The organism is Flavobacterium sp. FlaQc-52, assembly GCF_044007495.1.
Classification (GTDB): Bacteria; Bacteroidota; Bacteroidia; order Flavobacteriales; family Flavobacteriaceae; genus Flavobacterium; species Flavobacterium cupriresistens.
In genome coordinates this window covers 360,786-386,526 of the sequence record NZ_JBIPCV010000002.1, presented here as the reverse complement: position 1 = coordinate 386,526, position 25,741 = coordinate 360,786, and the positions used below count along the sequence as shown (strand labels likewise).

The 25,741-nt window shown below is 35.3% G+C and carries 26 protein-coding genes; 19 read left to right on the top strand and 7 right to left on the bottom strand.

Translation table 11 applies throughout. The annotated features are described in order from the left end of the window. The first annotated feature begins 36 nt into the window (after window positions 1-36). Window positions 37-654 (top strand): hypothetical protein, encoded by a 618-nt coding sequence (locus ACHRV5_RS05425; RefSeq protein ID WP_395426038.1) that lies wholly within the window; start codon window positions 37-39, stop codon window positions 652-654. A gap of 70 nt (window positions 655-724) precedes the next feature. After that, window positions 725-1,303, top strand: coding sequence for an alkylphosphonate utilization protein (locus ACHRV5_RS05420; RefSeq protein ID WP_230001612.1), 579 nt, complete (start codon window positions 725-727; stop codon window positions 1,301-1,303). Window positions 1,304-1,421: 118 nt separating this feature from the next. On the opposite strand, the gene ACHRV5_RS05415 is transcribed toward ACHRV5_RS05420, so the two are convergent. The 4 genes from ACHRV5_RS05415 to ACHRV5_RS05400 all read right to left on the bottom strand — a co-directional run bounded on the left by ACHRV5_RS05415 (window position 1,422) and on the right by ACHRV5_RS05400 (window position 5,255). Then, window positions 1,422-1,868 (bottom strand): hypothetical protein, encoded by a 447-nt coding sequence (locus ACHRV5_RS05415; RefSeq protein WP_047775962.1) that lies wholly within the window; start codon window positions 1,866-1,868, stop codon window positions 1,422-1,424. Window positions 1,869-2,092: 224 nt separating this feature from the next. Then, entirely contained in the window at window positions 2,093-3,442 is a 1,350-nt protein-coding gene (locus ACHRV5_RS05410; protein ID WP_395426037.1) for a DEAD/DEAH box helicase, read from the bottom strand. A gap of 457 nt (window positions 3,443-3,899) precedes the next feature. Further along, on the bottom strand, window positions 3,900-4,778 hold the full coding sequence (locus ACHRV5_RS05405; protein WP_395426036.1) for a dihydrodipicolinate synthase family protein: 879 nt from the start codon (window positions 4,776-4,778) through the stop codon (window positions 3,900-3,902). 18 nt (window positions 4,779-4,796) lie between these two features. After that, entirely contained in the window at window positions 4,797-5,255 is a 459-nt protein-coding gene (locus ACHRV5_RS05400) for a cupin domain-containing protein (protein ID WP_047775967.1), read from the bottom strand. Between the two features lie 208 nt (window positions 5,256-5,463). On the opposite strand from ACHRV5_RS05400, the gene ACHRV5_RS05395 reads away from it, so the two are divergent. From ACHRV5_RS05395 to ACHRV5_RS05385, 3 genes are read left to right on the top strand one after another with little or no spacing between them, the layout of a single operon-like run. After that, the gene (locus ACHRV5_RS05395; RefSeq protein WP_395426035.1) at window positions 5,464-7,191 is read left to right on the top strand and encodes a M14 family metallopeptidase; all 1,728 of its coding nucleotides are present in this window, start codon (window positions 5,464-5,466) and stop codon (window positions 7,189-7,191) included. A gap of 1 nt (window position 7,192) precedes the next feature. Further along, window positions 7,193-7,594 carry a hypothetical protein gene (locus tag ACHRV5_RS05390; protein ID WP_395426034.1) on the top strand — a complete coding sequence of 134 codons (402 nt, stop codon included), beginning with the start codon at window positions 7,193-7,195 and terminating at the stop codon, window positions 7,592-7,594. Continuing rightward, on the top strand, window positions 7,594-7,938 hold the full coding sequence (locus ACHRV5_RS05385; RefSeq protein WP_395426033.1) for a cyclic-phosphate processing receiver domain-containing protein: 345 nt from the start codon (window positions 7,594-7,596) through the stop codon (window positions 7,936-7,938). The genes ACHRV5_RS05390 and ACHRV5_RS05385 overlap by 1 nt, the downstream gene beginning before the upstream one ends. Window positions 7,939-8,223: 285 nt before the next feature. Here the strand turns inward: ACHRV5_RS05385 and ACHRV5_RS05380 are convergent, their stop codons facing one another. Further along, the gene (locus ACHRV5_RS05380) at window positions 8,224-8,826 is read right to left on the bottom strand and encodes an NUDIX hydrolase (RefSeq protein WP_395426032.1); all 603 of its coding nucleotides are present in this window, start codon (window positions 8,824-8,826) and stop codon (window positions 8,224-8,226) included. Window positions 8,827-8,833: 7 nt separating this feature from the next. On the opposite strand from ACHRV5_RS05380, the gene pyrE reads away from it, so the two are divergent. The 3 genes from pyrE to ACHRV5_RS05365 all read left to right on the top strand — a co-directional run bounded on the left by pyrE (window position 8,834) and on the right by ACHRV5_RS05365 (window position 11,011). Beyond that, window positions 8,834-9,478 (top strand): orotate phosphoribosyltransferase, encoded by a 645-nt coding sequence (pyrE, locus tag ACHRV5_RS05375; RefSeq protein WP_047776045.1) that lies wholly within the window; start codon window positions 8,834-8,836, stop codon window positions 9,476-9,478. 158 nt (window positions 9,479-9,636) lie between these two features. Then, window positions 9,637-10,029 (top strand): hypothetical protein, encoded by a 393-nt coding sequence (locus ACHRV5_RS05370; RefSeq protein WP_047776047.1) that lies wholly within the window; start codon window positions 9,637-9,639, stop codon window positions 10,027-10,029. Between the two features lie 316 nt (window positions 10,030-10,345). After that, window positions 10,346-11,011 (top strand): hypothetical protein, encoded by a 666-nt coding sequence (locus ACHRV5_RS05365; protein ID WP_395426030.1) that lies wholly within the window; start codon window positions 10,346-10,348, stop codon window positions 11,009-11,011. A gap of 160 nt (window positions 11,012-11,171) precedes the next feature. Here the strand turns inward: ACHRV5_RS05365 and ACHRV5_RS05360 are convergent, their stop codons facing one another. Further along, entirely contained in the window at window positions 11,172-11,900 is a 729-nt protein-coding gene (locus tag ACHRV5_RS05360) for a biotin--[acetyl-CoA-carboxylase] ligase (protein WP_395426029.1), read from the bottom strand. Window positions 11,901-11,994: 94 nt separating this feature from the next. On the opposite strand from ACHRV5_RS05360, the gene rsfS reads away from it, so the two are divergent. From rsfS to ACHRV5_RS05325, 7 genes are all read left to right on the top strand, one after another. After that, window positions 11,995-12,366, top strand: coding sequence for a ribosome silencing factor (rsfS, locus tag ACHRV5_RS05355; RefSeq protein ID WP_007809313.1), 372 nt, complete (start codon window positions 11,995-11,997; stop codon window positions 12,364-12,366). 15 nt (window positions 12,367-12,381) lie between these two features. Beyond that, a complete protein-coding gene (gene ftsH / locus ACHRV5_RS05350; RefSeq protein WP_395426028.1) occupies window positions 12,382-14,307 on the top strand; it encodes an ATP-dependent zinc metalloprotease FtsH in 1,926 nt (641 codons plus the stop codon). A 113-nt stretch (window positions 14,308-14,420) separates the two neighbouring features. Continuing rightward, window positions 14,421-15,029 carry a lactate utilization protein B/C gene (locus ACHRV5_RS05345; RefSeq protein ID WP_047776058.1) on the top strand — a complete coding sequence of 203 codons (609 nt, stop codon included), beginning with the start codon at window positions 14,421-14,423 and terminating at the stop codon, window positions 15,027-15,029. A gap of 1 nt (window position 15,030) precedes the next feature. Further along, window positions 15,031-15,921 carry a phosphatidate cytidylyltransferase gene (locus ACHRV5_RS05340; RefSeq protein ID WP_047776060.1) on the top strand — a complete coding sequence of 297 codons (891 nt, stop codon included), beginning with the start codon at window positions 15,031-15,033 and terminating at the stop codon, window positions 15,919-15,921. Beyond that, window positions 15,911-16,564: a phosphatidylserine decarboxylase family protein gene (locus ACHRV5_RS05335; protein WP_047776063.1), complete on the top strand. Its 654-nt coding sequence runs from the start codon at window positions 15,911-15,913 to the stop codon at window positions 16,562-16,564. Before ACHRV5_RS05340 ends, ACHRV5_RS05335 begins: the two co-directional genes overlap by 11 nt. Further along, window positions 16,565-16,834, top strand: coding sequence for an acyl-CoA-binding protein (locus ACHRV5_RS05330; RefSeq protein ID WP_047776065.1), 270 nt, complete (start codon window positions 16,565-16,567; stop codon window positions 16,832-16,834). It abuts the gene before it with no gap. A gap of 8 nt (window positions 16,835-16,842) precedes the next feature. Then, a complete protein-coding gene (locus ACHRV5_RS05325) occupies window positions 16,843-17,622 on the top strand; it encodes a superoxide dismutase (RefSeq protein ID WP_047776067.1) in 780 nt (259 codons plus the stop codon). 446 nt (window positions 17,623-18,068) lie between these two features. On the opposite strand, the gene ACHRV5_RS05320 is transcribed toward ACHRV5_RS05325, so the two are convergent. After that, window positions 18,069-19,937 (bottom strand): alpha-amylase family glycosyl hydrolase, encoded by a 1,869-nt coding sequence (locus ACHRV5_RS05320; protein ID WP_395426027.1) that lies wholly within the window; start codon window positions 19,935-19,937, stop codon window positions 18,069-18,071. A 285-nt stretch (window positions 19,938-20,222) separates the two neighbouring features. Between ACHRV5_RS05320 and ACHRV5_RS05315 the strand changes: the two genes are divergently transcribed. The 4 genes from ACHRV5_RS05315 to ACHRV5_RS05300 all read left to right on the top strand — a co-directional run bounded on the left by ACHRV5_RS05315 (window position 20,223) and on the right by ACHRV5_RS05300 (window position 25,717). Next, window positions 20,223-21,890, top strand: coding sequence for an OstA-like protein (locus ACHRV5_RS05315; RefSeq protein WP_395426026.1), 1,668 nt, complete (start codon window positions 20,223-20,225; stop codon window positions 21,888-21,890). Window positions 21,891-22,167: 277 nt separating this feature from the next. Beyond that, window positions 22,168-23,364, top strand: a complete 1,197-nt coding sequence (locus ACHRV5_RS05310; protein ID WP_047776072.1) for an aspartate aminotransferase family protein — start codon at window positions 22,168-22,170, stop codon at window positions 23,362-23,364. Window positions 23,365-23,570: 206 nt separating this feature from the next. After that, window positions 23,571-24,968: a tetratricopeptide repeat protein gene (locus ACHRV5_RS05305; protein ID WP_047776073.1), complete on the top strand. Its 1,398-nt coding sequence runs from the start codon at window positions 23,571-23,573 to the stop codon at window positions 24,966-24,968. Continuing rightward, a complete protein-coding gene (locus tag ACHRV5_RS05300; protein ID WP_395426025.1) occupies window positions 24,968-25,717 on the top strand; it encodes a shikimate dehydrogenase family protein in 750 nt (249 codons plus the stop codon). Before ACHRV5_RS05305 ends, ACHRV5_RS05300 begins: the two co-directional genes overlap by 1 nt. The last annotated feature ends 24 nt before the right edge of the window (window positions 25,718-25,741 follow it).

Genomic DNA, 25,741 nt, shown 5'->3' with positions numbered 1-25,741 from the left:
ATCTTTATTTTTGCAGCACAAACCAAAAAACATAAAATGATATTTTTTTACGGAACCAAAGCCAGTAATTTAAAAGACGGACAAATTATAAATGTAGATTGTCCAAATTGCGATACTAATGTATCAATGATTTATAGCATATACGGAAAATACGCACACTTATATTGGATTCCATTTTTTCCAATCAAAAAAGTAATTCTTACTGAATGCAATTCCTGTAAAAAAACATTTGAAAAAATTGAATTACCAGCAAACATTCAAACAAAACTCGATAGAGAAAAAGAAAAAGATGGAGGGATAAAAACTCCTATTTGGATGTTTTCAGGATTAATTTTAGTTGCTGCCATTGCTATTTTATGCTTTTATAATTCACATCAAACAGATTTAGACAGTGAAAGCTATGTCAAAAACCCAAAAGTGGGAGATGTTTATTTTTTTAACTCTGTAGAGGGACATTATTCAACAATGAAAGTCGATCAAGTTTCAAAAGACAGTCTGATTATTTTTGCAAATAAAATGGAAATTGATTCAAAAACAGATATCGATAAAATTGATATCGCACAAAATTATAAAGAGGCATATTCGATATCCAGAAAGAATATGTTGAAACTTTACAATGAAAATAAAATTTATGAAGTTAAACGCGAACAGTAATTTAATCTTCAATACATAATTTGCGAAACGTAGTATTTAACTATACATTCGCCAAAAAAAAAAAGACAAAATGAGCATAGAAAGAGAATTAAACAAACGAAGCGGATCGAAATGTGAACTTTGTGGCGCAACCGAAAACCTAAAAGTATATACCGTTTTACCTACTCAAAAAGGCGGAATTGATGAAAGTATATTCGCTTGCACTACTTGTATAGATCAAATCGAAAATCCCGACAATGTCGATTTAAATCACTGGAGATGCTTAAACGACAGTATGTGGAACGAGAATGTTGCCGTACAAGTCGTAGCCTGGAGAATGTTAAGCCGTATGCGTGCTGCAGGATGGCCGCAAGAATTGCTTGACATGATGTACTTAGACGAAGATACTTTGGCATGGGCACAAGCAACAGGAGAAGGTGAAGAGGACGAAAATAAACTAATTCACCGTGACAGTAACGGCGTAATTTTAGAGCACGGAGATTCTGTGGTTTTAATTAAAGACCTAAAAGTAAAAGGATCAAGCATGGTTGCCAAACAAGGAACTGCTGTACGTAACATTCGTTTAGATCATGAAAATGCCGAATACATTGAAGGAAAAGTAGACGGACAACAGATTGTAATTATCACACAGTACGTTAAGAAGATATAAGTTTTCAGTCGCAGTCTTCGGTTTCAGTACATTTCTGTAAACTGCGACTGCGACTGAAAACTAAAAAAGGCCGTTCAGAAAACTGAACGGCCTTTTTAATATAGTGTCTGCTAACAAATTATTTTTGAAACAATTTATTAATCTGATCTTTAACGAATGGCTCAGAAACACTGCTAGTTGCAGAAGAAGCATCTTTAGTAGAAACCATAAACTGAACAGTCGCTTTTTCCGGAAGAACACTTCCTGTGTAATGCAACCAAATGTAATTGTTTGGCAACTCTAATTTGATATCATATAAAGGGCTTGCTGTAAAACCATTTAAAATAATATTGTACAAATTGGTGTAATCGTTATTTACGTTTTTGAAAGTAAACTTTCTTAAACTTGACGATTCGTCCTCATTTTGAATACTAGTGTAATAAACCGTATATTCATCTCCAATTTTTTGAATATAGTTGTTATTTACTTTTCCCAATTTTTCAACTGGTACAGTTTCAAGGACTTTAATTTGCGCAAACGAAACAAAACTAAAGAGCATAAGGGCAAGGGTAATAATGTTTTTCATAATGAATTTGGGGTTAATTTTTACTTATATTATTAAACGCCGAAATTAGGAAAAATTACCTCTAAAACTGCTATTTTATTAACATTAAATTGTTGATTTTGTTCAAAAGCATTTCATTCCTCAATAAACGAACCACAACATATTAACAATCAATAATTTAAATTCAAAAACCACACTTATTTAAGAGATAAAGCTTTACAAAAAGTTCTTCAAATTCAAAAAAACTATCGCTCTTCTTCTTTCTTAACTACCTTTCTGGCCACTTCAATTTTAAATTTCTTCCCTTTCATTTTCTCCTCTTTAATATTCTTAAGGAGCTCTGTTACTTTGTTATATTTTACTGCTGCGAAAGAAATAAAATCTTTTACTTCAATCAATCCTAAATCGCCTTTTTCCAGTTTTCCTTTTTGCGAAAAGAACCCCACAATATCAATTTTATTCAGTTTTGTTTTCTTTCCTCCGCTAATGTAGATTGTTTGAAATTCAGGTGGTTTTGGTAGTGTTGTTGTATTTTCAACATTCAAAACATCCATTCCGTAATCGATGTAATCTAATTTTTTTTCACTTTCGTGAATGAGTATATAAGCCGTACCCGAAGCCTGCATACGTGCCGTACGACCGTTTCTATGCGTAAATTCGTCTTCTTTTAAAGGTAAATGATAATGTATAACGTGTTTCATTTCCGGAATATCCAAACCACGGGCAGCCAAATCTGTTGTAATCAGATAACTCACACTTCCGTTTCTGAACTGAATCAAAGCACGTTCACGCTCATCCTGATCCATTCCGCCATGATAATACACCGAATAAATTCCTTTTTCATTTAATGTATCACTAATACGTTCAGCGGCATCACGATGATTACAGAAAACAATAGCCGATTGCGATTTTAAAGAACAAATTAGATTGAATAAACTCCCTAATTTATCTTTCGCAGGAGAAACCACCATCTTCATCGAAAGATTGTCTTTTTCTTCTTCCTCCGGAATAAAATCTAAAACGGTCGGATTAACCACGCGGGTATATCTCGGAATCTCAATATCTGAAGTAGCCGATACCAAAACACGTTTGTTTAATTTCGTTAGCTTGCCAATGATAAAAGACATTTGCTCATGAAAACCCAATTGCAATGACTTATCAAATTCATCCAAAATTAAAGTCTGAATTTTATCCATTCGGAAAGTTCCTCTTTCTATATGGTCTGCAATTCTCCCCGGAGTTCCGATTAAAACAGCCGGTGGATTACTTAAATTTTTAATTTCAGTGTCAATCGAGTGACCTCCATAACAGATATTTACCTTATAATCAGTCCCCATTTTCTTCCAAACCTGTTCGATCTGTAATCCTAATTCACGAGAAGGAACCAAAATCAAACATTGAACCGAAAGCACTTCAGGCTGCAATAATTCTAAAACCGGCAATAAAAAAGCCAGTGTTTTTCCCGATCCCGTTGGAGAAAGCAGTAAAACATTATTATCGTTAAGAATTGCATCTTGTGCAACTTCCTGCATTTCGTTCAGGCTCTCAATACCTAAATTCGAAAGTATATTATTGGAATGGTGTTTTTTATTCATTTTGCAAAAGTAAACAAAATAGTGTTGTTTATGAGGGTAAAGTTTTTTTTCAGGTTTGGAGGTTCAAGTTTGAAGGTTCATGTTTCATGTTTGAAGTTTCAAGTTTCAAGTTTCAGGTTTCAGGTTTTCCGTAAAAGGCTTCGACTCCGCTCAGCTTGACATACGGTATGTAGTCCTGAGCGAAGTCGAAGGGCGTCCTGGCTAAAACCGAAGATTTCTCTGAGTCAAGTCAAAAATCACCCCAAGCGAAGTCAAAGAACATCTTAAGCACAGCATTGCGCCTTTGCGAAAAACCTTTGCGAACCTTGCGTTTAAACACGCCATCCAAATCCACCCCCATTTCAAACCTGAAACTTCAAACTTCAAACTTCAAACATGAAACTTGAAACTTTTAAACCTGAAACTTTTAAACCTGAAACTTGAAACTTCAAACATGAAACTTCAAACCTGAATCTTTTTAAACCTCCTCCAAAATCAATCCCAACTCCTTAACTTCACTCTCAGTCAATGGCTTCAAAGGACTCCTCAAAAAACCTCCATCTATTCCCTGAATCTCCAAGCCGGCTTTTATCGCTCTTGGCAAACCTTTATTCACTATAAACTTCAAAAGATTTAATTGCTTGTAAAACACCTTCTGAGCTTCATTCAAGTCATTATTCTGAATCGCATTATACAAATCCGTATTTAAATTCGGAATCAAATTGGGTGCTGCCGTACACCATCCTGTAGCGCCGGCAGCAAACGCAGCCAATGCCAACGGATTTGAACCGTTATAAAATGCCACATCGTCTCCCAGTTCTCTTTTTAAATATTGCATTCTCTGAACATCTCCCGTACTTTCTTTTATCATGGTAACATTGGGAATTTCAAGAATCCTTTTAAGCAAGGCCGGTGACATATCTACTCCTCCTGTCGCCGGATTATTGTACGCCATGATTGGTACTGTTATTTGTTTTGCCACAGTATCAAAATGTTTTACGATCTCATCATCAGATAATTTCCAGTAACTCATCGGAATAATCATGACCGCATCGGCGCCTGCTTTCTCTGCAAATTTCGCATGATAAATCGTTCTTTCGGTCGTTAAGTTTGATACTCCAACCAAAACCGGAACCCTGCCTTTGACTTGCTCTATGGTTGCCTCGGTAACGGCTTCTTTCTCTTCGTCTGTCAAATAAGGCATTACACCCGTGCTGCCTAATGGCGCAACTCCGTGTGAACCTGAAACAAGCAATCGCTCTAATAGTTTTTTATACAACGTAATATCTACTTTCTCTTCTTTGTCAAAAGGAGTAATCGGATAGGCTATAATGCCTTTAAATAAGTTATTTTTCATTTGTATTTTTTTAGTTTGTTAAAGATCTCTTCCCTCCTCCTCTCTCAAGGCAACACCCAAATTTTGAAGCTGTGGTGCGTTCTCACAAGCGATATATTTTGCAGACGCTTCACTACTCAGATTCTTATGCCTGTGCCATGCCCAACTCGGAATATAAACGGCATCTCCGGCCTTCCACTCTACCCTTTCGTCTTCAACTTCTGTGTAACCATGCCCTTCTATGACATACAATACGGTTTCATAAGTATGTCTGTGTCTGTTTGTCATTTGATCGGGTAACAAACCACCGATAGTCATGCTTACATTTTTACTGGGAAGATCAACGAAAAAAACCGGGTGTTTTCTTTCGGTAGAAAATTGATTGTGTACTCCGGCATCTTCTACATTTCTGTGAATTAATTTTTCCGGTTTCACAAATGTTGGTCGGGCAAAAGTTTGGTGAAAATCTTTCGATGAAAATTGTTCTTTAGTTTCCATAATTTTTGAAATTTTGTTTATTGCAGTATTGCGTTTTCAAAACTACTTTAAGTTTGGACTACACAAGTGGCACAGTTTTAAAACAAACTACTAGTCCAGATTCACTTTCGGAAAATTAAATTTTAAAGAAACATTCCTGATAACTACAAAAGCATTAAAAACATTTACAACAAATAATTATATTTGACTCCTATTAAAAACCCAAATCATGAGACTTTTCACAATTCCCATTTTACTTTTCACCCTTACAATTTTCGCGCAAAACACCAAAAAATACGATACTTTTTTCGAAAAAGGCAATGGAAATCAAGCGGCCGATTATCATGAAACTATAAAGTACTACACTCTTTTGTCCCAAGATTTTCCAACGGTTCAAATGCAGGAAATGGGGTTGACAGACTCGGGATATCCTTTACACATGATTAGTTTCAATCCGGATGCGGCATTTGATTTTAATGCCATTCAAAAAAACAAAGCTGTTCTTCTTGTCAACAACGGAATCCACGCCGGAGAACCGGACGGAATTGACGCCACCATGCAATTGTTCAGAGATTTGGCTTTAGGAAAAATCAAAGCGCCAAAAAACACGGTAATTGTAACGATTCCGGTATATAATATTGGGGGCTCTTTAAACAGAAACTCAACAACAAGAGCCAATCAGGATGGTCCGGAAATTTATGGTTTCCGCGGAAATGCCCGAAACTATGACTTAAATAGGGATTTAATAAAGTCCGACACTCGAAATACCAAAAGTTTTGTCGAAATTTTCCAGAAAACAAATCCTGATGTTTTTATTGACAATCACGTAAGTAACGGATCAGATTATCAATACAAGCTAACGTATATTATGACGCAACACAATAAACTGGGAACCGTTTTGGGTGATTTTATGAATACCGAAATGATGCCGGCTTTAGTGAAAGATTTACAAAATAAAAAAATCGAAACAACCCCTTATGTAGATTCTTTTAAAGATACACCGGACAAAGGTTTTGGCCAGTTTACAGACAGTCCGAGGTATACTACGGGTTATACTTCACTATTTAATACAATCGGTTTTGTGGTTGAAACGCACATGCTTAAAAAGTATGCCGATCGTGTAAAAGTAACCTACGAATACATGAAATCCACAATCGACTTCATGGAAGATAATTATTTAAAAATCAAACAGCTTAGAGCAAAAAACGAAGCGCAATATCTACCGAAAAAGTCCTATACTTTGAAGTGGGAAATGGACAGTACCAAAACCACTAAATTCTCCTTTTTAGGCTATGAAGCGGGGTACAAAAAAAGTGATGCTACAACCGGAAACCGTTTGTACTATGATCGAAGCAAGCCGTACAAAAAAGACGTTCCATACATCAAAGAATTTAAATCAGTTAAAGAAGTTGTGATTCCAACCGCTTATATTATTCCGCGTGGTTATTGGAACATAATCGATCTTTTGAAAAACAACGGAATCACTTATTCTCAACTAAAAAACGACACAATTGTTGAGGTTGAAAGTTATAAAATCGCTGATTTCAAAACGACTCCATCCGCTTATGAAGGGCATTATATACATCGAAATACAAGTATAACTTCTAAAATCGTAAAAGTTGCTTTCGCGAAAGGCGATTACCTGGTACCGACAAATCAAAAAGGTGCAAAATATTTATTGGAAGCTTTTGAACCAGAAGGTGTGGATTCGTTCTTCAATTGGAATTTCTTTGACGCTATTCTACAACAAAAAGAACATTATTCCGAATACGTTTTTGAAGATACTGCTGCAAAATTGTTGAAAGAGAATCCCACATTAAAAGCAGAACTGGAAACAAAAAAACAAAACGACACAACATTTGCTAAAAATCCTGAAGCACAATTAGAATGGATTTACAAACATTCTGCATATTATGAGAAGGCGCATTTGCAGTATCCGGTTTATCGGGTTTTGTAAAATGTTTAAAGATTTAACTACCATAAAATCAAAGCATTTTGTAAAGGTGGATAAAAAACAAAAATTAATGAAGTCAATTTTAATACTTTTTATTTTCATAATATCTTCTGGTTGTTCAAAAGACAAAATATTTGTACTTAAAGACACTGACAATCAAAAATATTATTTATCTGATTCTATTCATAAAATAGCACAAAATAATCAAATTAGTTTGTCTCCCATTATTATAATTAATGGCATACCAATTAAATATGATATAGAAAAAGATACCGTTTTCTTACCGCTCCAAAAAAAGGACCTATATCAAATTTCATTTTTAAACAAAAGAAGCGCTACAGTGATATATGGCTCTCAAGGAGACAGAGGCGCAATCATAATTACAACAAAACCAAATCCTAAATAATGACATATAAGCTTTTTCTTGACGACCTGAGAACCGTAAAAATGGTTTACAAAAATTTAACTGATGATGATTTTGTAATCGTAAGAAATTTTAATGACTTCAAAAAAACCATACTCGAAAACGGTCTTCCTGAACTAATCAGTTTTGATAATGATTTGGGATTAGACGAAAATGGTATTATTGCCGAAGATGGTTATGCTGCTGCAAAATGGCTGGTTTATGAATCCGGTCTTGATTTAATAAACCTAAAATTTAATGTACATTCTGCCAATCCTGTTGCTAGTCAGCAAATTCAGAGTTTACTTGATAATTATATTAGACATTTGAGAAACGAAAATAGCTAGTTCTTTTTTTTAGCTAGCGCGAGCGTCCCGCTCGTGCCCGTTGCCATTTCTTACTTTCTTCCGTAGTTTGATTCTCTTTGCGCTCACGAGCGGGACGCTCGCGCTAGCGACGATAAAAAGACTCAAAAATCTAAGAAATAGTTTTCAGTCCCAGTTACAGTTTTCACAAAACCTGAAACCTGAAACTTGAAACAACCTAAAAAAATTCCAAATTCCAATTGAATTTAAAAGTTCAACGTAAAATTGGAATTTGGAATTTTAAAGATTTGGAATTTACACCAGCAGTTATTGGAACTGAATTTCTTCTTCAAATAACAGCTTGATGTTTTCATACGAATTCTTCAAAGCTTCTTTAATTTGTTCAGGATTTAACCAGGCGACCTTTTCAATACCTTCTTCCAGTTGTCCGTGCGGTGTTCCTTCAAAATCGGAATGCATTTCGAACCAGTGTGTGATTTTGAGTTTGTATTTTCCGTTACGTTTAAAAACGTGATAGGTTTTCTGAAGCTTGTTCGTGATTCTTAATTTTCCTACGCCAGTCTCTTCTTCGACTTCGCGCATGGCAGTGTTCTCTATTTCCTCTCCTTTTTCGATTCCGCCTTTTGGCAGATCCCACTTTCCGTTTCTGAAAATAAATAAAACTTCCCCTTTTTTATTATAAACTAATCCTCCGCCGGCTTTGTTTACAGGAATTTTAGCCTTCAGCGTCTTCAATATCTCCTTTTCATCAGGATGGTACAAATACGCTTTTTGAATTTTATTCTGAAAAATTTTGACAATAAGCTGTTCAATATCAATGCTCTCTAACAGAAATAATTGAAAATTGGTCTCTCTCGAGATTTCATTTGTCAAAAAAAGTGGTTTGTCGTTCACAAAAACTTTATACATTTGTACTATGATTTTTAATAAAGATACAGCCGAAAAAACAGCCGAATTGCTTTTGCAAATAAATGCAATTAAATTGAATCCAGAAAATCCTTTTACATGGGCTTCTGGATGGAAGTCACCTATTTACTGCGATAATAGGTTAATTCTTTCATTTCCAGCCATCCGAAATTTCATTCGTGATGAGTTTGCGAAAAATATAGAAAAACAATTTGGTAAACCAGATGTCATTGCCGGTGTTGCAACCGGGGCAATAGGAATTGGTATTTTAGTGGCCGAAAGCCTTGGACTACCTTTCGTATATGTCCGTCCGGAAGCAAAAAAACACGGAAGACAGAATCAAGTAGAAGGATTCCTGCAAAAAGGTCAGAGTGTAGTTGTCGTAGAAGATTTAATCAGTACCGGAAACAGTAGTTTGATGGCTGTTGAAGCTTTACGCAATGAAGGCGCTATCATTAAAGGAATGGCAGCAGCCTTTACTTATGGCTTTAATGTTGCCGAAGAAAACTTTAAAAATGCTAATATCGATTTGTATACGCTAAGCAATTACGAGAACTTATTGGATTTGGCGGTACAAAAACAATACATCTCTGAGGATGATATGGCTGCATTAAAAGAATGGAATGTGAGTCCGTCAACTTGGAGACAAGAGTAATTGTAGATTTTAGATTGCAGATTTTAGATTCTTGGTCTTGATTCTACAACTTAAACATAAAACCTTTGCGAACTTTGCGTTTATAACGTTTTACAATAGAACAAAACTTGCGAACTTTGCGGTTAAACAACCAACTTAGCTTAAATAAAAAATAAAATATGAACTTAGAAAGTCCAAAAGTTACTGTTCAGAAATCAGCGCAAGATCTATTTGATTTATTGACTGATGTTAGGAATTTTGAAAAATTAATGCCGGATAACATTGCTAAATTTGAAGTAATTGGCGAAGATGCTTTTATTTTTGGATTAAAAGGTATGCCGGAAATAAAACTAAAAATGAAAGAAAAAACAGCTCCAAACAAGATTGTCTTGGGCGCTGCTAGTGATAAACTTCCGTTTACATTGGTTTCTAACATTGATAGTATTTCTGACTCAGAAAGTGCTGTACAATTGCAATTCGAAGGTGAATTTAATGCAATGATGGCCATGATGATCAAAGGACCAATTAGCAAATTCATTGAAACTTTGGCTACTAATATGACAAAGCTTTAATTGTAAATTAGCCCACATAATTTAAAAGTCCGATTTTACGATCGGACTTTTTTATTGTCTTGTTTTCGCTCGCAGATTTGGCAGATTTAGCAGATTTACATCTATAACAAAATTAAAACCCCAAATTTGAGCTCTTCCCATCTGAACCTTTGCTCCCTAAAAACTTAGCAACTCAGCATCTCAGCGCCTCAGAACCTCAAAAAAACCAATTCATCCTCAAAAAACCACAACTCAGAACTATAAATTATTCCGCTCCGCATTATTGATCGAAGTTTGGCTCATCAAACTAAAACACATCAAACTAAAACACATCAAAATGGAACCAGCTATTAAAATTTTAATTTACATTCATGCTTTTTTTGGAGGACTTGGACTAATTACCGGAATAGGGAGTATTATGGTCAAAAAAGGCGGAAAACTGCATAAAAGAACGGGAAAACTGTTCTCAATTGGTATGATTGCCAGCTCCCTTATTTCGTTGCCGATTTGCTGGATGCCAAAGCATCAAAATATATTTTTATTTCTAATTGGATTGTTTACCATCTATCTTGTTATTTCGGGAAACAGAGCTTTGACTTTTAAACATAAATCAAAAGCAGATAGATTAGACAAAATAATCTCAGGAACGATGTTATTCTTTTCAGTACTAATGATTTCGTTAGGCGTTTATTGTCAATTGAATAACATTGCAAACGGAATCCTGTTTACTTTTTTTGGTGGATTTGGATTTTACATGACCGTAAAAGATTTTATTTTCTATAAAAACTTTTCAGAAACCAATAGAAACTGGCTTTCAAAACATATCGGAAAGATGATTGGAGCTTTAATCGCCTCTATTACGGCCTATATCGTCGCCGGATTGGGTATTGGTAATTTAATAGCCTGGATAACACCCTCCATTCTGGGAACAATCTATATTATCTACTGGAATAGAAAAATTGAACCAAAAAAGAATGTCAGCACGCAGATTGAACAGATTTAAATATTTCTTTTAAATCTTGTATAAAAGTCATGAGTTTTTTTTTAAGCACGCAGATTTAGCGGATTTATTTCTATCAAACAATTAAAATCTTTCAATTTCAGTTCTTCCCTCTGAGCCTTTCACAACCAAAAACTCAGCAACTCAGAACCTTAGCGCCTCCCTAATAAAGCATCTGAATCTCCTTAATCTCAAACTCTTTCACAGAGTCGTCCTCAAGCATTATTTGTATTTTTCCAACAGGAGAAACCCCTTGAATAATTCCCATGAAGTTTTGATTCTGGAGATTTTTAAAGGGCATTGGAATCCCCTTTCTAAACAAAGAATTAAAGTATTCGTCCCAGAAAACTTCAGAATTGGTTTTCCATGCCTCAATTTTCTGTTCTATTTTTTCTGTGATTAAAAAAGGTAAAACATCCTTATCAAAAGTTCTTCCGGAAATCACCGATAAAGAGGAAGCATTAGGCAATTCGGCGAAATTTGTTTGATTAACATTCAGTCCTAATCCAACAACTGACACGATCCTGCCATCACTTTTGAGAGTATTTTCTATTAGTATGCCACCAATCTTCTTGTTGTATGACATAATGTCGTTTGGCCATTTTATACTTAAATCAGAAATATCCAACGATTTTAAAGTTTCAATTACGGCTAATGAAACTACTATACTTAAATTAAAAACCTGTTCATTATCAAACAAAAAATCCTTTACCAAGGCACTCATAATTAAGTTTTTACCGGATTCAGACTGCCATTTGGAGCCCATTTGCCCCTTGCCTTTTATCTGATTTTCAGCCGTTACCACTGTAAAATTATCAAGCTCTTCCTGGCTCGCCAATGCCTTAAGAAAATCGTTTGTAGAATCTATGGCATCGAGTTTGATTAGTTTCATTTAAATAATTTATTTATACTTAATTTAATATTTTGTTAAGGTTCAAAATTAATGACAAAAATTGGTAACTTTACAAAATCATATAAAATAATTCATGGCGAAAAAGACTATTAATAATGACGTTCTATTAGCGAACATAATCAAAGGAATTGAAGAAGTAAAAGGGAATGATATCGATATTCTTGACTTAAGAGAAATAGACACGGCTGTTTGTGACTATTTTGTAATTTGCAACGGAAGCTCTAACACTCAAGTTAACGCCATTGTAAACTCAATTCAGAAAACAGTATCCAAAGATTTAAAAGATAAACCTTGGCACGTAGAAGGAACCGATAACGCAGAATGGGTTCTGATGGACTATGTTCATATCGTGGTACATGTTTTCCAAAAACACATCCGTGAATACTATAATATCGAGAGCCTTTGGGGTGATGCCAAAATAACTACAATCGAAAACAAATACTAAAGAAAATTTTTTCTAATGGCTAAAGATAATAATCCAAATCCGAGTAAATTTAAAATAAGTCCCTGGTTAATATATACTGCAATACTTCTGGTTTTTTTATTTATAAGTTTTGCAACCGGAGGATCTAGCTTAAGCGAACCCGCTCAATTGACCTCTTCTAAATTCAACTCTTTATTAGAAAAAGGACAAATTGAGAAAGTAAATGTATACAACAAAGCGGAAGCTGAAGTATACCTTACAACAGCAGCACTAAAAGATGCAGCGAATAAAAAAGTAGCAAAAGATATTTTTGAAAGACCAAACAAAGGTCCTCATTATACTTTAGAAATTGGTAACGACCAGATTTTTCAAACGAAATTAGAGAAAGCAGTTGGCGAAGGCAAACTGAAAGATTTTAATTTCTTGCAAAAAAACAACTGGAGCGATATCCTGATCAGCTTACTTCCTATCATCATTATTATTGGTGTTTGGATTTTCATTATGCGTAAAATGTCAGGCGGTGCCGGTGGCGGTGGAGGACAAATTTTCAACATTGGAAAATCGAAAGCAAAACTGTTTGATGAAAAAACAGATATCAAAACAACATTTAAAGATGTTGCCGGTTTAGAAGGTGCAAAAGAAGAAATACAAGAAATTGTAGAATTCCTGAAAAACCCAGAAAAATACACCAATCTTGGAGGTAAAATTCCAAAAGGAGCCTTATTGGTAGGACCTCCGGGAACTGGTAAAACCTTACTTGCAAAAGCAGTTGCGGGTGAAGCTCAAGTACCTTTCTTCTCTTTATCAGGTTCTGATTTTGTAGAAATGTTTGTTGGTGTTGGTGCTTCACGTGTACGTGATTTGTTTAAACAAGCAAAAGAAAAATCTCCTGCTATTATCTTCATCGATGAAATTGATGCAGTTGGTAGAGCAAGAGGAAAAAGCAATATGTCAGGCGGAAATGACGAAAGAGAAAATACTTTGAACCAATTACTTACAGAAATGGATGGTTTTGGCACAAACTCTAACGTAATCGTTTTGGCTGCAACCAACAGAGCTGATGTTCTTGATAAAGCCTTAATGCGTGCTGGTCGTTTTGACAGACAAATTTTTGTTGACTTACCGGACATTCGCGAAAGAGCTGAAATCTTTGCAGTACATTTAGCTCCTATCAAAAAAGTAGAAGGTCTTGATTTAGATTTCTTAGCCAAACAAACTCCTGGTTTCTCAGGTGCTGATATTGCAAATGTTTGTAACGAAGCTGCTTTGATTGCGGCGCGTAACAACAAAACTGCAGTAGACAAACAAGATTTCCTTGATGCTGTTGACAGAATCATCGGAGGTCTTGAAAAGAAAAACAAAATCATTACTCCAGAAGAGAAAAGAGCAATTGCGATTCACGAAGCGGGTCATGCAACGGTAAGCTGGATGTTAGAACATGCTGCACCACTTATTAAAGTAACTATTGTGCCACGTGGACAAAGTTTAGGAGCTGCTTGGTACCTTCCGGAAGAAAGACAAATCGTTAGAACAGATCAAATGTTAGACGAAATGTGTGCTACTATGGGTGGAAGAGCTGCTGAAAAAGTAACTTTTGACAGAATTTCAACCGGAGCATTAAGTGACTTGGAAAAAGTAACGCGCCAAGCTCGTGCTATGGTAACGATTTACGGTTTGAATGATAAAATCGGAAATGTTACGTATTACGACTCAAGCGGACAAAGCGAATACAACTTCTCGAAACCTTATTCTGACGAGACAGCAAAGATTATCGATGCTGAAATTTCAGAATTAATTGAAGGTCAGTACAAAAGAGCCATTCAAATTCTGGAAGAAAACAAAGACAAATTAAATCAGCTTGCTGATATCTTAATTGAAAAAGAAGTTATTTTCAAAGATGACTTAGAAACAATTTTCGGAAAACGTACTTTTGATAAAAATCTTGAAGAAGTAGTTTCGTAAATTATACAGAAATATTTAATATTTTTTAAAATCTTAATTCAAAATAGCCTTTTGAATTAAGATTTTTTTATCTTTGAACGTTTTCAATTAACATGTAAAGTATTTCATATAAAATGAATTTTTTCAAAAAAATATTTGGTTCCGGTGACTCCGCTTCTGATGAAGAACATGAAAGCGAATATGGAGGAAGTGCGGCAAGTCCTGATAGTCATTTGTCAATTGACGAGAGGTTCATTTTTAATTTTAAGAAGAATGGCGGTAAATTTTTGTATTGTGAAAACAAACAAGAAGTTGCTGAACAGTTTGAAAATATTCTGGAAGAAAACGACTGGTTCGAAAACGAAGTTTTATGTTATGAACCGGGGTTATTTAGCCTCTTAGAAGAGAATAAATTACTTTACATCTCTCCTAGAAATCCTAAATTTTTACTTGCCTCTTGCGAAAACCTGATTGCCGATGAAGGTTCGATCTTGTTTTCATCCAAACAAATCAGACAAGACAAACCAAACGAATTACCTGCTAACATTGTCATAATAGCAACTACAAGTCAGATCCTGGCTATAAAAAGCGATGGTCTAAGTGCTATTAAACACAAATACGAAAGGGATTATCCAACTAATATTACCACAATAAAATATTTCGAAAAAGCAAAAGAAGAAGATTTTACACAATACGGAAGTGTTGCGAAAAATCTATATTTATTGCTCTTAGAGGATCTTTAAGATGAACGAAACACTCAAGCGAGCCATTTCCGGTGCTGTTTATATTGCTTTACTATTAAGTTCGATCTTGTTTTCTACTGAAAGCTTTATTATCCTTTTTGGTATTTTCCTGATCATTACAATTTACGAGTTTTGCAACTTGGTAAGCCTTAATAAAATCTTCGCCATTCTATTCGGAGTTTTGTTATATGCTGTTATTGTACTCCTAAGTCATTACAACAAACAGACAACTGCTTATCTGGATGAATTGTTTCAAACAAACCTCGATTTAGAAACCAACATTCAACAATTAAATCTGATACTTCTTGCTGTTACAGTAGTGATATCAGTTAAATGTATTATATTCTTATTTTATGACTCTGTTCAAAAAGTAAGCATTTCCTCAAAATATCTCTACCTACTGGGATATATTACACTACCCTTTCTTTTTATTGTCAAAATTTCTTTTGGAACCAACGATTACAATCCGAAAATTATTATTGGACTATTCGTTCTGATTTGGACCAATGATACTTTTGCTTATCTGGTTGGAAAATCGATGGGAAAACACAAACTTTTTGAGCGTGTTTCTCCAAAAAAGACCATAGAAGGATTCTTGGGAGGTGTTGTATTCGCTGCTTTTGCCGGTTTTTTAATTTCAAAACTTTACATTCAGCCTAGTCCGGCTTTTAGTAATAAATCCATTTTAATATGGACGATTATTGCTTTAATAGTAAGTGTTTTTGGAACGATCGGTGATTTGATCGAGTCTAAATTTAAGAGAATCGCCGGTGTAAAAGACAGCGGTTCGATAATGCCGGGACACGGAGGCATCTTAGATCGCCTGGATAGTGTTATATTTGTTGCACCATTTATATTTTTATTTTACCAAATTTTATATTATGTTTCATAAAGAAGGAGCCCCATCAATCTTATTAGGTACAGTTTTTACTGTTGCCGTACTTTTAATTGCTGAAAAATTTATCGATATCAATTGGCTAAGAATGCTTGTTCAAATAGCAGCTTTGTTAATTTTGATTATTATTCTGCAATTTTTTAGAAACCCAAAAAGAATCGCCGTTTTAAACAGTGATCACATTCTTGCTCCAGTTGATGGAAAAGTTGTGGTAATTGAAGAAGTTTACGAAGGTGAATTCTTTAAAGACAAACGTCTTCAGGTTTCTATTTTTATGTCACCAATAAACGTGCACGTTACGCGCTACGCAATGAACGGTATTATCAAATTCAGTAAATACCACCCTGGAAAGTTTTTAGTTGCATGGCATCCAAAAGCAAGCGAAGAAAACGAAAGAACTACCGTTGTTATCGAAAATGATACTTTCGGACAGGTATTATACAGACAAATTGCAGGTGCTTTGGCGCGTCGAATTGTGAATTATGCCGAAGAAGGAATGCAGGTTATTCAGGGAACTGATGCAGGTTTTATTAAATTTGGTTCGAGAGTAGATTTATTTTTACCTTTAGGTACTCCAATTAATGTGGAATTAAACCAAAAAGCAATTGGAGGAAAAACCATTATTGCTACAAAAGCTTAAATGACGATAAAAGATTTAGATACACGTTTCTCTGAGGCTGTAGAAAATGCATTAAAAATGACACAAGCCGCGTTGCCGCAAGATGTGCAACTAAGGCTATATGCCTATTACAAACAAGCCACTTTTGGAACAGCCGTTTACAATCAATCTGAAAATTTTGATTTAAGAGACGCTTTCAAAACAAATGCATGGATGCAAATAAGCCATTTATCAAGAGATGAGGCTAAAGAAAATTATATCGAAATCATTAATTCACTAACAGCAAAATAATTTTTATTATGAAGAAAAACATTGTTCGTTTCAGTATTTTAACTTCATTCTTAGCATTATTTTCTTGTCAGGACAATAAGCTAACCGAAGTTGTAGAAGTTCCTTTACCAACAAAAGAAGAAAAAATACTCATAGGAACCCCCGATGATGTAAAAGCTGAAGCAGGTTCTTTTGCTTTAACCAAACTTTCTTTTCCTTATGACGGTTTAGCTCCTGCCATACGATCACTTACTTTAGAAACACATTATTCCAAACATTATTTATCGTATACGAATACTTTAAATAAAGAAATTGTTTCTACCGAATATGAGAATATGACGATTGAAGATATACTGAAAAAATTAGATCTCAACAATGCCAAACTTCGTCAAAATGCTGGTGGGTATTACAATCACACGCTTTATTTTAATATTCTGACACCAAAAGAGCAAACTCCAAAAGATACGCTTGCAGGTTCAATTAATAAAGAATTTGGTTCGTTTAATAATCTTACACACCAATTTAAAAGTCAGGCAACAAAACAATTTGGTTCGGGCTGGGTTTGGCTGGTAGTGGACAAATTAGGAAAATTACAAGTCACAACGACCGATAATCAGGACAATCCGCTAATGAAAAATGCTTTGATCCCCGGAACACCCATTATGGGAATTGATCTTTGGGAGCATGCTTATTATCTCGATTATCAAAACCGAAAAGGAACCTATATTGATGCTTTTTATCAACACATAAATTGGGAAAAAGTAAACGAAAATTATATTGAGGCTTTAAAGAAAGTCAGAAAAGTATAAAACATAAAAAAACAGGCTGTTTCTACATTAAGAGACAGCCTATTTTTTTTTATCCTTATAAACTTTTAAGGTTAGGAAGTTTAACCGCAAGGGGCGCAAAGTCTTTGCGCAAAGAACGCAAGTTTTACTTATCGCTTTGTGGTTTTTTCTAGCACGCAGATTTTGCAGATTGAGCTGATTTATTTACTGCTAACAAAACAACAGTAGCTATTTTAACTTTGCGCGGTAACAAAAAAAATCTGCTAAATCTGCGTGATAAAAAAATATCAAATTGTAAATGAATCTATTTTCAACTTTAAACCGAAAACCAAAACTGTTTTTTTATAAGCTTCAATAGCTTTATGGCAAAATGCGCTAACTGATTTTATCTATTTTTTATAAAGTCTAAGAAAAAACACCATAGCGAACCTAGCGTAACTCCTTTGCGATCCTTGCGGTTAAAAAAGTTACTTCACTTCATAAATAAACGACTCAGAAGGCCCAATTTTAACTCGTGCAACGCCTTCACCATTCTTTACTGTAAAATAAATTTTACTCTGCAAATACAACTGATCCAAAAGCACGTAAGAACCATCCTTTAATTTCCATTTAGAAATAACATCAGCAGGAACCTTTAATTCGAATTCGCTTGTCTTTTCCGAAGAAAAATTAGCCACAACAATCAACTTCTGGTTTTCGGACCAACGCACATAGGAATAAATCAGATCGGTATAACCTGTATTCTGACGATTTACAGAATGAATTTCCTGAAAACTTCCCATCAAAGCCGGACTGTTAATCGAAAAATTCAATAAACGTTTATAAAAATCACGAAGATTCTTCTCCGACTCTGAAAGCTGACCACCATCAAATTTCCCCTCATTCATCCAACGCTGATGATTTGGAACGCCGATATAATCAAAAATTGAAGTTCGGGAACGGGTACCGAAACCGGCGTTTTCATTCCCAGCCTCTCCTACCTCCTGTCCAAAATACACCATCGTTGGCGATGTGCTGATTGTAGTAGAAACAACCATCAATGGTTTACCTTTTTCCGGAGTTCCTGCAAATTCAGGACTTGCCAAGCGCTGTTCATCATGATTGTCTAAAAAATGCAACATATGATGTTCGATATCCGACATTCTGGTTTGAATTTCAGACAAACCATCTGTTGAAGATTTTCCACGAATAATATCTTTTAGCTTATCGTATGTTTCTACTTTATCATACAAATAGTCCATTTTCCCCAAACGGATATAATTGCGGTATTCATTCGGATTATAAACTTCGGCCAATAAAAAGGCTTTTGGGTTTTTCATTTTGATTGCCGAATTCATATAACTCCAAAATTCATAAGGAACCATTTCGGCCATATCATAACGAAAACCATCAACCCCTTTAGCTGTCCAATACAAAGCAATCGATTTAAATTTCTTCCAGGAATCCGGCACGTCTTTATCCTGCCAAAAGGCAAAATGTTCCTGATAGTTTTTTTGATCAAAACCAGCCGGAAGTTCCGGAAAATCCTTTGTACCATCCGGACGAATTCCATAATTTACTTTTACGGTTTCGTACCAGTCGTTTTGATCCGGTTTTATTTTACGGGAGCCATTACCCGTCCATTTTGCCGGGTTTTCATCAAAAATACCATCAACGAGAAGGTTTTTTTCTCCATTAAGCGGAATATCGCCATCAGGAATCTGAAAATGTTGATTCGGAATATAATAGAAGTTATTATTTTTACTGTATTCAACCGTTACGTTATCATCAGCGCCAAAATCCCGAACCCCTTCCGGGTTGCTTTTTCCTTCATACTTTCTGGCAATATGATTGGGCACTATATCAATAATGACTTTCAATCCCGCTTTATGGGTTCGCGCAATCAAAGCTTCAAATTCCTGTAAACGATTGGCAGGATTTACCGCTAAATCAGGATTCACATTATAATAATCTTTTACTGCATAAGGAGAACCTGCTCTTCCTTTTACCACTTCCGGATCATCGTTTGAAATTCCATAAGCTGTATAATCACGAACCAAAGCATGATGTGGAACTCCGGTATACCAAATATAAGTCACCCCTAAATCTTTAATTTCATGCAATGCTTTATCTGTAAAATCATCAAACTTTCCAACCCCATTTTCTTCAATGGTGCCCCATGGTTTATTAGTGGTGTTTTTATTTCCGAATAAACGTGTAAAAACCTGATACACGACAATTTTCTTAGCTGCAGCAACTTCCTCTTTGTCTCTGTTCATTTTCAAATCTTTTGTTTTACATGCCGAAAACAGCATCGTTACAGCCATTCCTGCAACAAAAATTCTTTTACTTATCATATTGATTTTATAAACTGATTCTTTTCTAAACCGAGAGATTAAATCGATAATTTAGAAACCATTTATTAAATTTAAACTAATTTTTAAAACCCGAAGAAAACTTAAATCAATTTATACTGTTTCCAATTCAAAAAGACAAACTACAACGAGAGAGTAGCGGTTTTTGTTCATAATTTAAACTTTTAAAATTCGCTTAACCTATAATGAAATTTATGAATTATAAATTAATCCTAATATCCTTAAAGGTTGTAACCTTTTTCATAAATTTGACAAAAATTTAAACCATTGAAGAAATCACTCCTTTTCATATCTTATTGTTTGCTTCTTTTAAGTGTTCAAAGCATCTTTGCACAAACACCCAAAAAAATCATTGTCGAGAATGCTGATTTTTCTGATGTCGATCAGGTATTAATGCCGGACGCGCTTTTGTTAACCGGAAATGTGAAGGTCAATCATGATGGTGTAGTACTAACTTGCAACAAGGCTTACTTTTTTCAAAAAGAAAACTATCTGAAAGCTTTCGGAAATGTACAATTAGTACAGGGTGACACCTTGTTTCTAAACAGTAAATATGCCGAGTACAATGGTAATATGAAAAAAGCTTTTGCAACCGGAAATGCTGTAATGACTTCTCCGGATGCCACTTTGCAAACGGATACAATCAATTTTGACCGAAATGTTCAGGAAGTTTTTTACAACACAAAAGGAACTATCATCAACAAAGACAATACTTTGGTTAGTAAATCAGGCAGGTATTATGTGACCGAGAAAAAGTTTAAGTTTTTAACGGCCGTTACGCTTACCAACCCGAAATACGTAATCAAATCAAATCACCTGGATTATTACAGTAACTCAGGACACAGTTACTTATTTGGTCCGTCGACGATTACCAGTAAAACCAACTATATCTATACAGAAAATGGTTTTTATGACACCAAGAAAAATCTGGCACATTTACTGCGAAAATCCTATATAAAATACGATGATCGGCGCATAGAGGGCGATAGTTTATTCTACAATCGGAATACTGAATTTGCTTCTGCAACGCGGAATGTGAAAATTACGGATTCTATCAATCGCGGAATCGTAAAAGGACATTATGCAGAAGTCTTTAAACTGAAAGATTCGATGTTTGTTACCAAAAGAGCCGTTGCGGTTAACTTTGTAGACAATGATTCCGTTTATATTCACGGAAAAAAACTGATGGTTACCGGTAAAGAAGGCGAGCGAATCCTTAGGGCTTATAACAATGCACGTTTTTACAAAACCGATATGAGCGGAAAATGCGATTCGATTCATTCCAACTCTAAAAGTGCATTAACAAAACTAATCGGAAATCCGATTCTTTGGAATGGCGAAAGTCAGATTACAGGAGACATCATGCACCTTATCGGAAATAATACAACTCGAAAAATCGATTCTTTAAAAGTGCTCAACAATACCTTTATGGTCTCACGGGATACTCTAGGAACGGGTTACAATCAGGTCAAGGGTATCAATTTATTTGGTAAATTTCGGGATGGAAAACTACATGATGTCGATGTCATAAAAAACACGGAAGTAATTTATTATATGCGGAATGATGCCCATGAACTTATCGGTATCAATAAAAACGTGAGTAGTAAAATCAACATGATTTTAGAAAACAATGCGCTCGAAACCATCACTTTTTTCAACAAAGTAGATGGCGATATCTACCCCGAAGCTGATCTGCCCGAAAATGCCCGAAAACTGCGAGGTCTAGTCTGGCGAGGCGATGAACGAATAAAATCTAAAGACGATATTTTTACCCCCGAAGAGAATGAACTCAACGATAAATTAGTCAAAGAAGGAAAAGAAGATGATGCAAAAGAAAATGTTCCCATGAAAATCATGAAAGACACATTAGATTACGATAAAAAGAAGCCAACTGTTAAACAAAAGAGTAAGGAGAAGACCAAGGAGAAAAAATAGTTTTCAGTCGCAGTTTTCAGTCTCAGTCGCAGTTTTCGGCAACCTGAAACTTGAAACCTGAAACTCAAGAAGTAGTTTTCAGTCGCAGTAGCAGTTTTCAGCAACCTGAAACTTGAAACTCAAGAAGTAGCTTTCAGTCGCAGTCGCAGTTTCCAGCAACCTGAAACTTGAAACTCAAGAAATAGTTTTCAGTCGCAGTAGCAGTTTTCAGCAACCTGAAACTTGAAACCCGAAACAAAAAAACCAGAATCTCAGCAACTTAGCACCTAAAAAAGAAATGAATCCCGATTTTATAAAATACCAGGCACAAACATCCCCTTATCCTTTAGGAATGGAGGTTTCGCATGCCATTGGTTCCTACATATACGATACCAACAATAAAAAATATTTAGACTTTGTGGCCGGAGTTTCTGCCTGCACGCTTGGTCATCAGCATCCGAGAGTCAATCAGGCTATAAAAGACCAGTTAGATAAATATTCGCATGTGATGGTTTATGGCGAATATTCGCAAAGTCCTGCGGTAGAATATTGCAAATTATTAGCTTCACTCCTTCCCGAATCCCTGAACAAAACTTATTTGGTCAATTCAGGTACAGAAGCGATTGAAGGAGCGCTTAAATTGGCTAAAAGAACAACAGGTCGCAGTCAGCTTATTTCGTGTCATAATGCGTATCATGGTAATACGATGGGCTCCATGAGTGTTATGGGCTTTGAGGAACGCAAACAAGCTTTTCGTCCGCTGTTGCCTGATGTAGATTTTATTACATTCAATAACGAAGAAGATTTACAAAAAATTACTACGCGAACGGCCGCTATTCTTTTAGAAACCATTCAGGGAGGTGCAGGATTCATCCAACCCCATGATAATTTCCTTCAAAAAGTACGCAAACGCTGTGATGAAGTTGGAGCCATGATGATTGTGGATGAAATCCAACCCGGATTTGGAAGAACCGGAAAACTGTTTGGTTTTCAAAACTACGATGTCGTTCCGGATATTGTGGTTATGGGTAAAGGAATGGGTGGCGGAATGCCTGTAGGCGCTTTCACGGCATCGGCAGAAAAAATGGATCTTTTAACGGAAAATCCGAAATTAGGACACATCACCACCTTTGGAGGTCATCCTGTCATTGCGTCAGCCTGTCTGGCAACTTTGCAGGAATTAACTGAAACAAACCTCATGCAAGAGGCGTTAGAGAAAGAAAAACTCTTCAGATCGCTTTTGGTACATCCTTTGATAAAGGAAGTTAGAGGAAAAGGATTGATGCTTGCCGCCATGACTGAAACTGCCGAAATAACCAACGAAGTTATTTTGAATTGTCAGGACAAAGGGCTCATTTTATTCTGGTTGCTGTTTGAAGGATGCGCGATACGAATAACACCGCCATTAACGATTTCTGAAGAGGAAATAAAAGAAGGTTGTGCCATTATCTTGAATGTTATGGATGAAATAATGAAAAAGGAACAAGAAAATTAATCAGGGGTAAATACTCCGGATTAGTATTAAATTTTAGAATAATAATGCTGTATTCTTTTACAAGAAAAAAGAATACCACCTAAAAAAACAGAACACGAATTCTGTCCATATTGTTAATTAAATTGTTCAAAACAATTAATCCCCTTTCCTCACAACAAAATATGGTTGCCTAATTTTATAACAGGCTAATTTCAAATAAACAAAGTATGCAATTAAGCAACGAAGAAGAAGATTATAACCTATCCCTATCCAAATTTGAGTCGATGTTAAAAACTAACAAAGTACTCTTTTTTGATTCTGAAGAATTTGAAGAAATTATTCTTCATTATTTAGACATAGGTAAGGCTAATTTAGCAAAAAAAGCCTTAAAACTCGCATTAGATCAGCACCCAAAATCTACGGGCTTAAAACTAGTACAAGTAGAAATGCTGGTTTACGATGACAAACTCGACATCGCTGAAAAGCTTTTGAATGAGTTGTATGCAATTGAACCTAACAACGAGGAAATTTATATCCAGAAAGCCAATATTTGTTCTAAGAGAGACCAACACGAAAAAGCGGTAGAATTGCTTAAAATTGCGCTGCAATATACAGACGATTATGCTGACGTGTACAACTTGATCGGAATGGAATATCTGTTTATGGATAACCTTGAGATGGCAAAAGACAGTTTTATTAAATGTCTTGAAGAAGATTTAGAAGATCAGTCTGCTTTATACAATGTGGTGTATTGTTTTGAATTTTTAGATCAAAATCAGGACGCCATTGTATATCTGAACGACTATATCAACAAAAACCCGTACAGTGAGATTGCCTGGCATCAGTTAGGTCGCTTGCACTATGGTGTTAAAGAATATGAAAATGCCATTCGTGCCTTTGATTATGCAACCATCATAGACGATGAGTTCTTAGGTGCCTTTATGGAAAAAGCGAAAGCTTACGAACGCCTGAAAGACTACAGCAAAGCCATCGAAAGCTACAACCGTACCATCGAATTAGACGATGCTACCTCGTATGCTTTGTTGCGTATCGGAAAATGTCATGAAAAACTGGGCAATTCAGCCAAAGCATTACAATATTACAATCAGACCGTACATGAAGATCCACTTTTAGACAAAGGATGGATTGCGATTACTGATTTTTATGTTCGTCAAAAAAACTTCCAGAAAGCCTTATTCTTTGTCAATAAAGCATTGGCTATTGACAATCAAAATCGTTTGTACTGGAAACGTTACGCAACGATAAACAAACAAATGAACTTCTTTGAAGAGGCTGAGTTTGGGTATAGAAAAGCAGTAGAATTTGGCGATTACGCCTTAGAAACCTGGTTATTCTGGGTTGATATTCTTCAGTTTTTAGGTGAATTTGAAAGCGCCATCCAAACCTTATTACAGGCGTCGGAATACTTCCCTGAAGAAAATGAAGTTGAATATCGTCTTGCGGGATTGTATTTTATGATTCAGGACAATACAAAAGCTAAATTTCATTTAAGCAACGGATTACGTTTAAACTTTGACAATTACATCTTAATCGAAGATTTGTTTCCGGTAGTCTGGACCAAAAAAATGGTTAAAAATTATATTGAAAAACACAGAAAGCAATAATGATTGACACTTTAAAAAGACGTTTTGGCTTACTGGGCCGTAACATTAGCTACTCTTTTTCGAAAGGATATTTTACTGAAAAATTTAGCAATGAAGTTTTTACCGGCAACAGCTACGAAAATTTTGACATTTCAGAAATCAATCACTTCACCGGATTAGTTAAAAACAATCCGGATTTAAAAGGATTAAATGTTACGATTCCATACAAAGAGCAAGTCATTCCCTTTTTAGATAAACTTTCAAAAAAAGCGGCTTTAATAGGCGCTGTTAATACCATAAAATTTACCAAAAGCGGTAAATTAAAAGGATACAATACGGACTACTATGGTTTTAAAAAATCATTAAAGCCACTATTACAACCCCATCACAAAAAAGCACTCATTTTAGGTACCGGTGGTGCCTCAAAAGGGGTTGCTTTTGCTCTTGATGAGCTTGATATTCTTTATACTTTTGTTTCGAGAGAAGCCAAAGACAACATCATTGATTACGATTTAATCAACGCCACTACTTTTGACAATTATCAAATTATCATCAATTGTACTCCGGTAGGCACAAGCCCTAATATTGAAGCCTGCCCTGACCTGCCGTATGAGTATTTCACCAATAAGCATATCGCTTATGATTTAATTTACAATCCGGAGGAAACTCAATTTCTAAAAAATGCAAAAGAACGAGGTGCTGTTATAAAAAATGGCTACGACATGCTTATTTTTCAAGCCGAAAAAGCTTGGAAAATCTGGAATAAATAAAAAACCGGCCGTCCATAAAATGTT

Bases quoted from the DNA above. Each gene is read 5' to 3' on its own strand.
- ACHRV5_RS05425 (WP_395426038.1), top strand. From the start codon at position 37: ATGATATTTTTTTACGGAACCAAAGCCAGTAATTTAAAAGACGGACAA.
- ACHRV5_RS05420 (WP_230001612.1), top strand. From the start codon at position 725: ATGAGCATAGAAAGAGAATTAAACAAACGAAGCGGATCGAAATGTGAA.
- ACHRV5_RS05415 (WP_047775962.1), bottom strand. From the start codon at position 1,868: ATGAAAAACATTATTACCCTTGCCCTTATGCTCTTTAGTTTTGTTTCG.
- ACHRV5_RS05410 (WP_395426037.1), bottom strand. From the start codon at position 3,442: ATGAATAAAAAACACCATTCCAATAATATACTTTCGAATTTAGGTATT.
- ACHRV5_RS05405 (WP_395426036.1), bottom strand. From the start codon at position 4,778: ATGAAAAATAACTTATTTAAAGGCATTATAGCCTATCCGATTACTCCT.
- ACHRV5_RS05400 (WP_047775967.1), bottom strand. From the start codon at position 5,255: ATGGAAACTAAAGAACAATTTTCATCGAAAGATTTTCACCAAACTTTT.
- ACHRV5_RS05395 (WP_395426035.1), top strand. From the start codon at position 5,464: ATGAGACTTTTCACAATTCCCATTTTACTTTTCACCCTTACAATTTTC.
- ACHRV5_RS05390 (WP_395426034.1), top strand. From the start codon at position 7,193: ATGTTTAAAGATTTAACTACCATAAAATCAAAGCATTTTGTAAAGGTG.
- ACHRV5_RS05385 (WP_395426033.1), top strand. From the start codon at position 7,594: ATGACATATAAGCTTTTTCTTGACGACCTGAGAACCGTAAAAATGGTT.
- ACHRV5_RS05380 (WP_395426032.1), bottom strand. From the start codon at position 8,826: ATGTATAAAGTTTTTGTGAACGACAAACCACTTTTTTTGACAAATGAA.
- pyrE (WP_047776045.1), top strand. From the start codon at position 8,834: ATGATTTTTAATAAAGATACAGCCGAAAAAACAGCCGAATTGCTTTTG.
- ACHRV5_RS05370 (WP_047776047.1), top strand. From the start codon at position 9,637: ATGAACTTAGAAAGTCCAAAAGTTACTGTTCAGAAATCAGCGCAAGAT.
- ACHRV5_RS05365 (WP_395426030.1), top strand. From the start codon at position 10,346: ATGGAACCAGCTATTAAAATTTTAATTTACATTCATGCTTTTTTTGGA.
- ACHRV5_RS05360 (WP_395426029.1), bottom strand. From the start codon at position 11,900: ATGAAACTAATCAAACTCGATGCCATAGATTCTACAAACGATTTTCTT.
- rsfS (WP_007809313.1), top strand. From the start codon at position 11,995: ATGGCGAAAAAGACTATTAATAATGACGTTCTATTAGCGAACATAATC.
- ftsH (WP_395426028.1), top strand. From the start codon at position 12,382: ATGGCTAAAGATAATAATCCAAATCCGAGTAAATTTAAAATAAGTCCC.
- ACHRV5_RS05345 (WP_047776058.1), top strand. From the start codon at position 14,421: ATGAATTTTTTCAAAAAAATATTTGGTTCCGGTGACTCCGCTTCTGAT.
- ACHRV5_RS05340 (WP_047776060.1), top strand. From the start codon at position 15,031: ATGAACGAAACACTCAAGCGAGCCATTTCCGGTGCTGTTTATATTGCT.
- ACHRV5_RS05335 (WP_047776063.1), top strand. From the start codon at position 15,911: ATGTTTCATAAAGAAGGAGCCCCATCAATCTTATTAGGTACAGTTTTT.
- ACHRV5_RS05330 (WP_047776065.1), top strand. From the start codon at position 16,565: ATGACGATAAAAGATTTAGATACACGTTTCTCTGAGGCTGTAGAAAAT.
- ACHRV5_RS05325 (WP_047776067.1), top strand. From the start codon at position 16,843: ATGAAGAAAAACATTGTTCGTTTCAGTATTTTAACTTCATTCTTAGCA.
- ACHRV5_RS05320 (WP_395426027.1), bottom strand. From the start codon at position 19,937: ATGATAAGTAAAAGAATTTTTGTTGCAGGAATGGCTGTAACGATGCTG.
- ACHRV5_RS05310 (WP_047776072.1), top strand. From the start codon at position 22,168: ATGAATCCCGATTTTATAAAATACCAGGCACAAACATCCCCTTATCCT.
- ACHRV5_RS05305 (WP_047776073.1), top strand. From the start codon at position 23,571: ATGCAATTAAGCAACGAAGAAGAAGATTATAACCTATCCCTATCCAAA.
- ACHRV5_RS05300 (WP_395426025.1), top strand. From the start codon at position 24,968: ATGATTGACACTTTAAAAAGACGTTTTGGCTTACTGGGCCGTAACATT.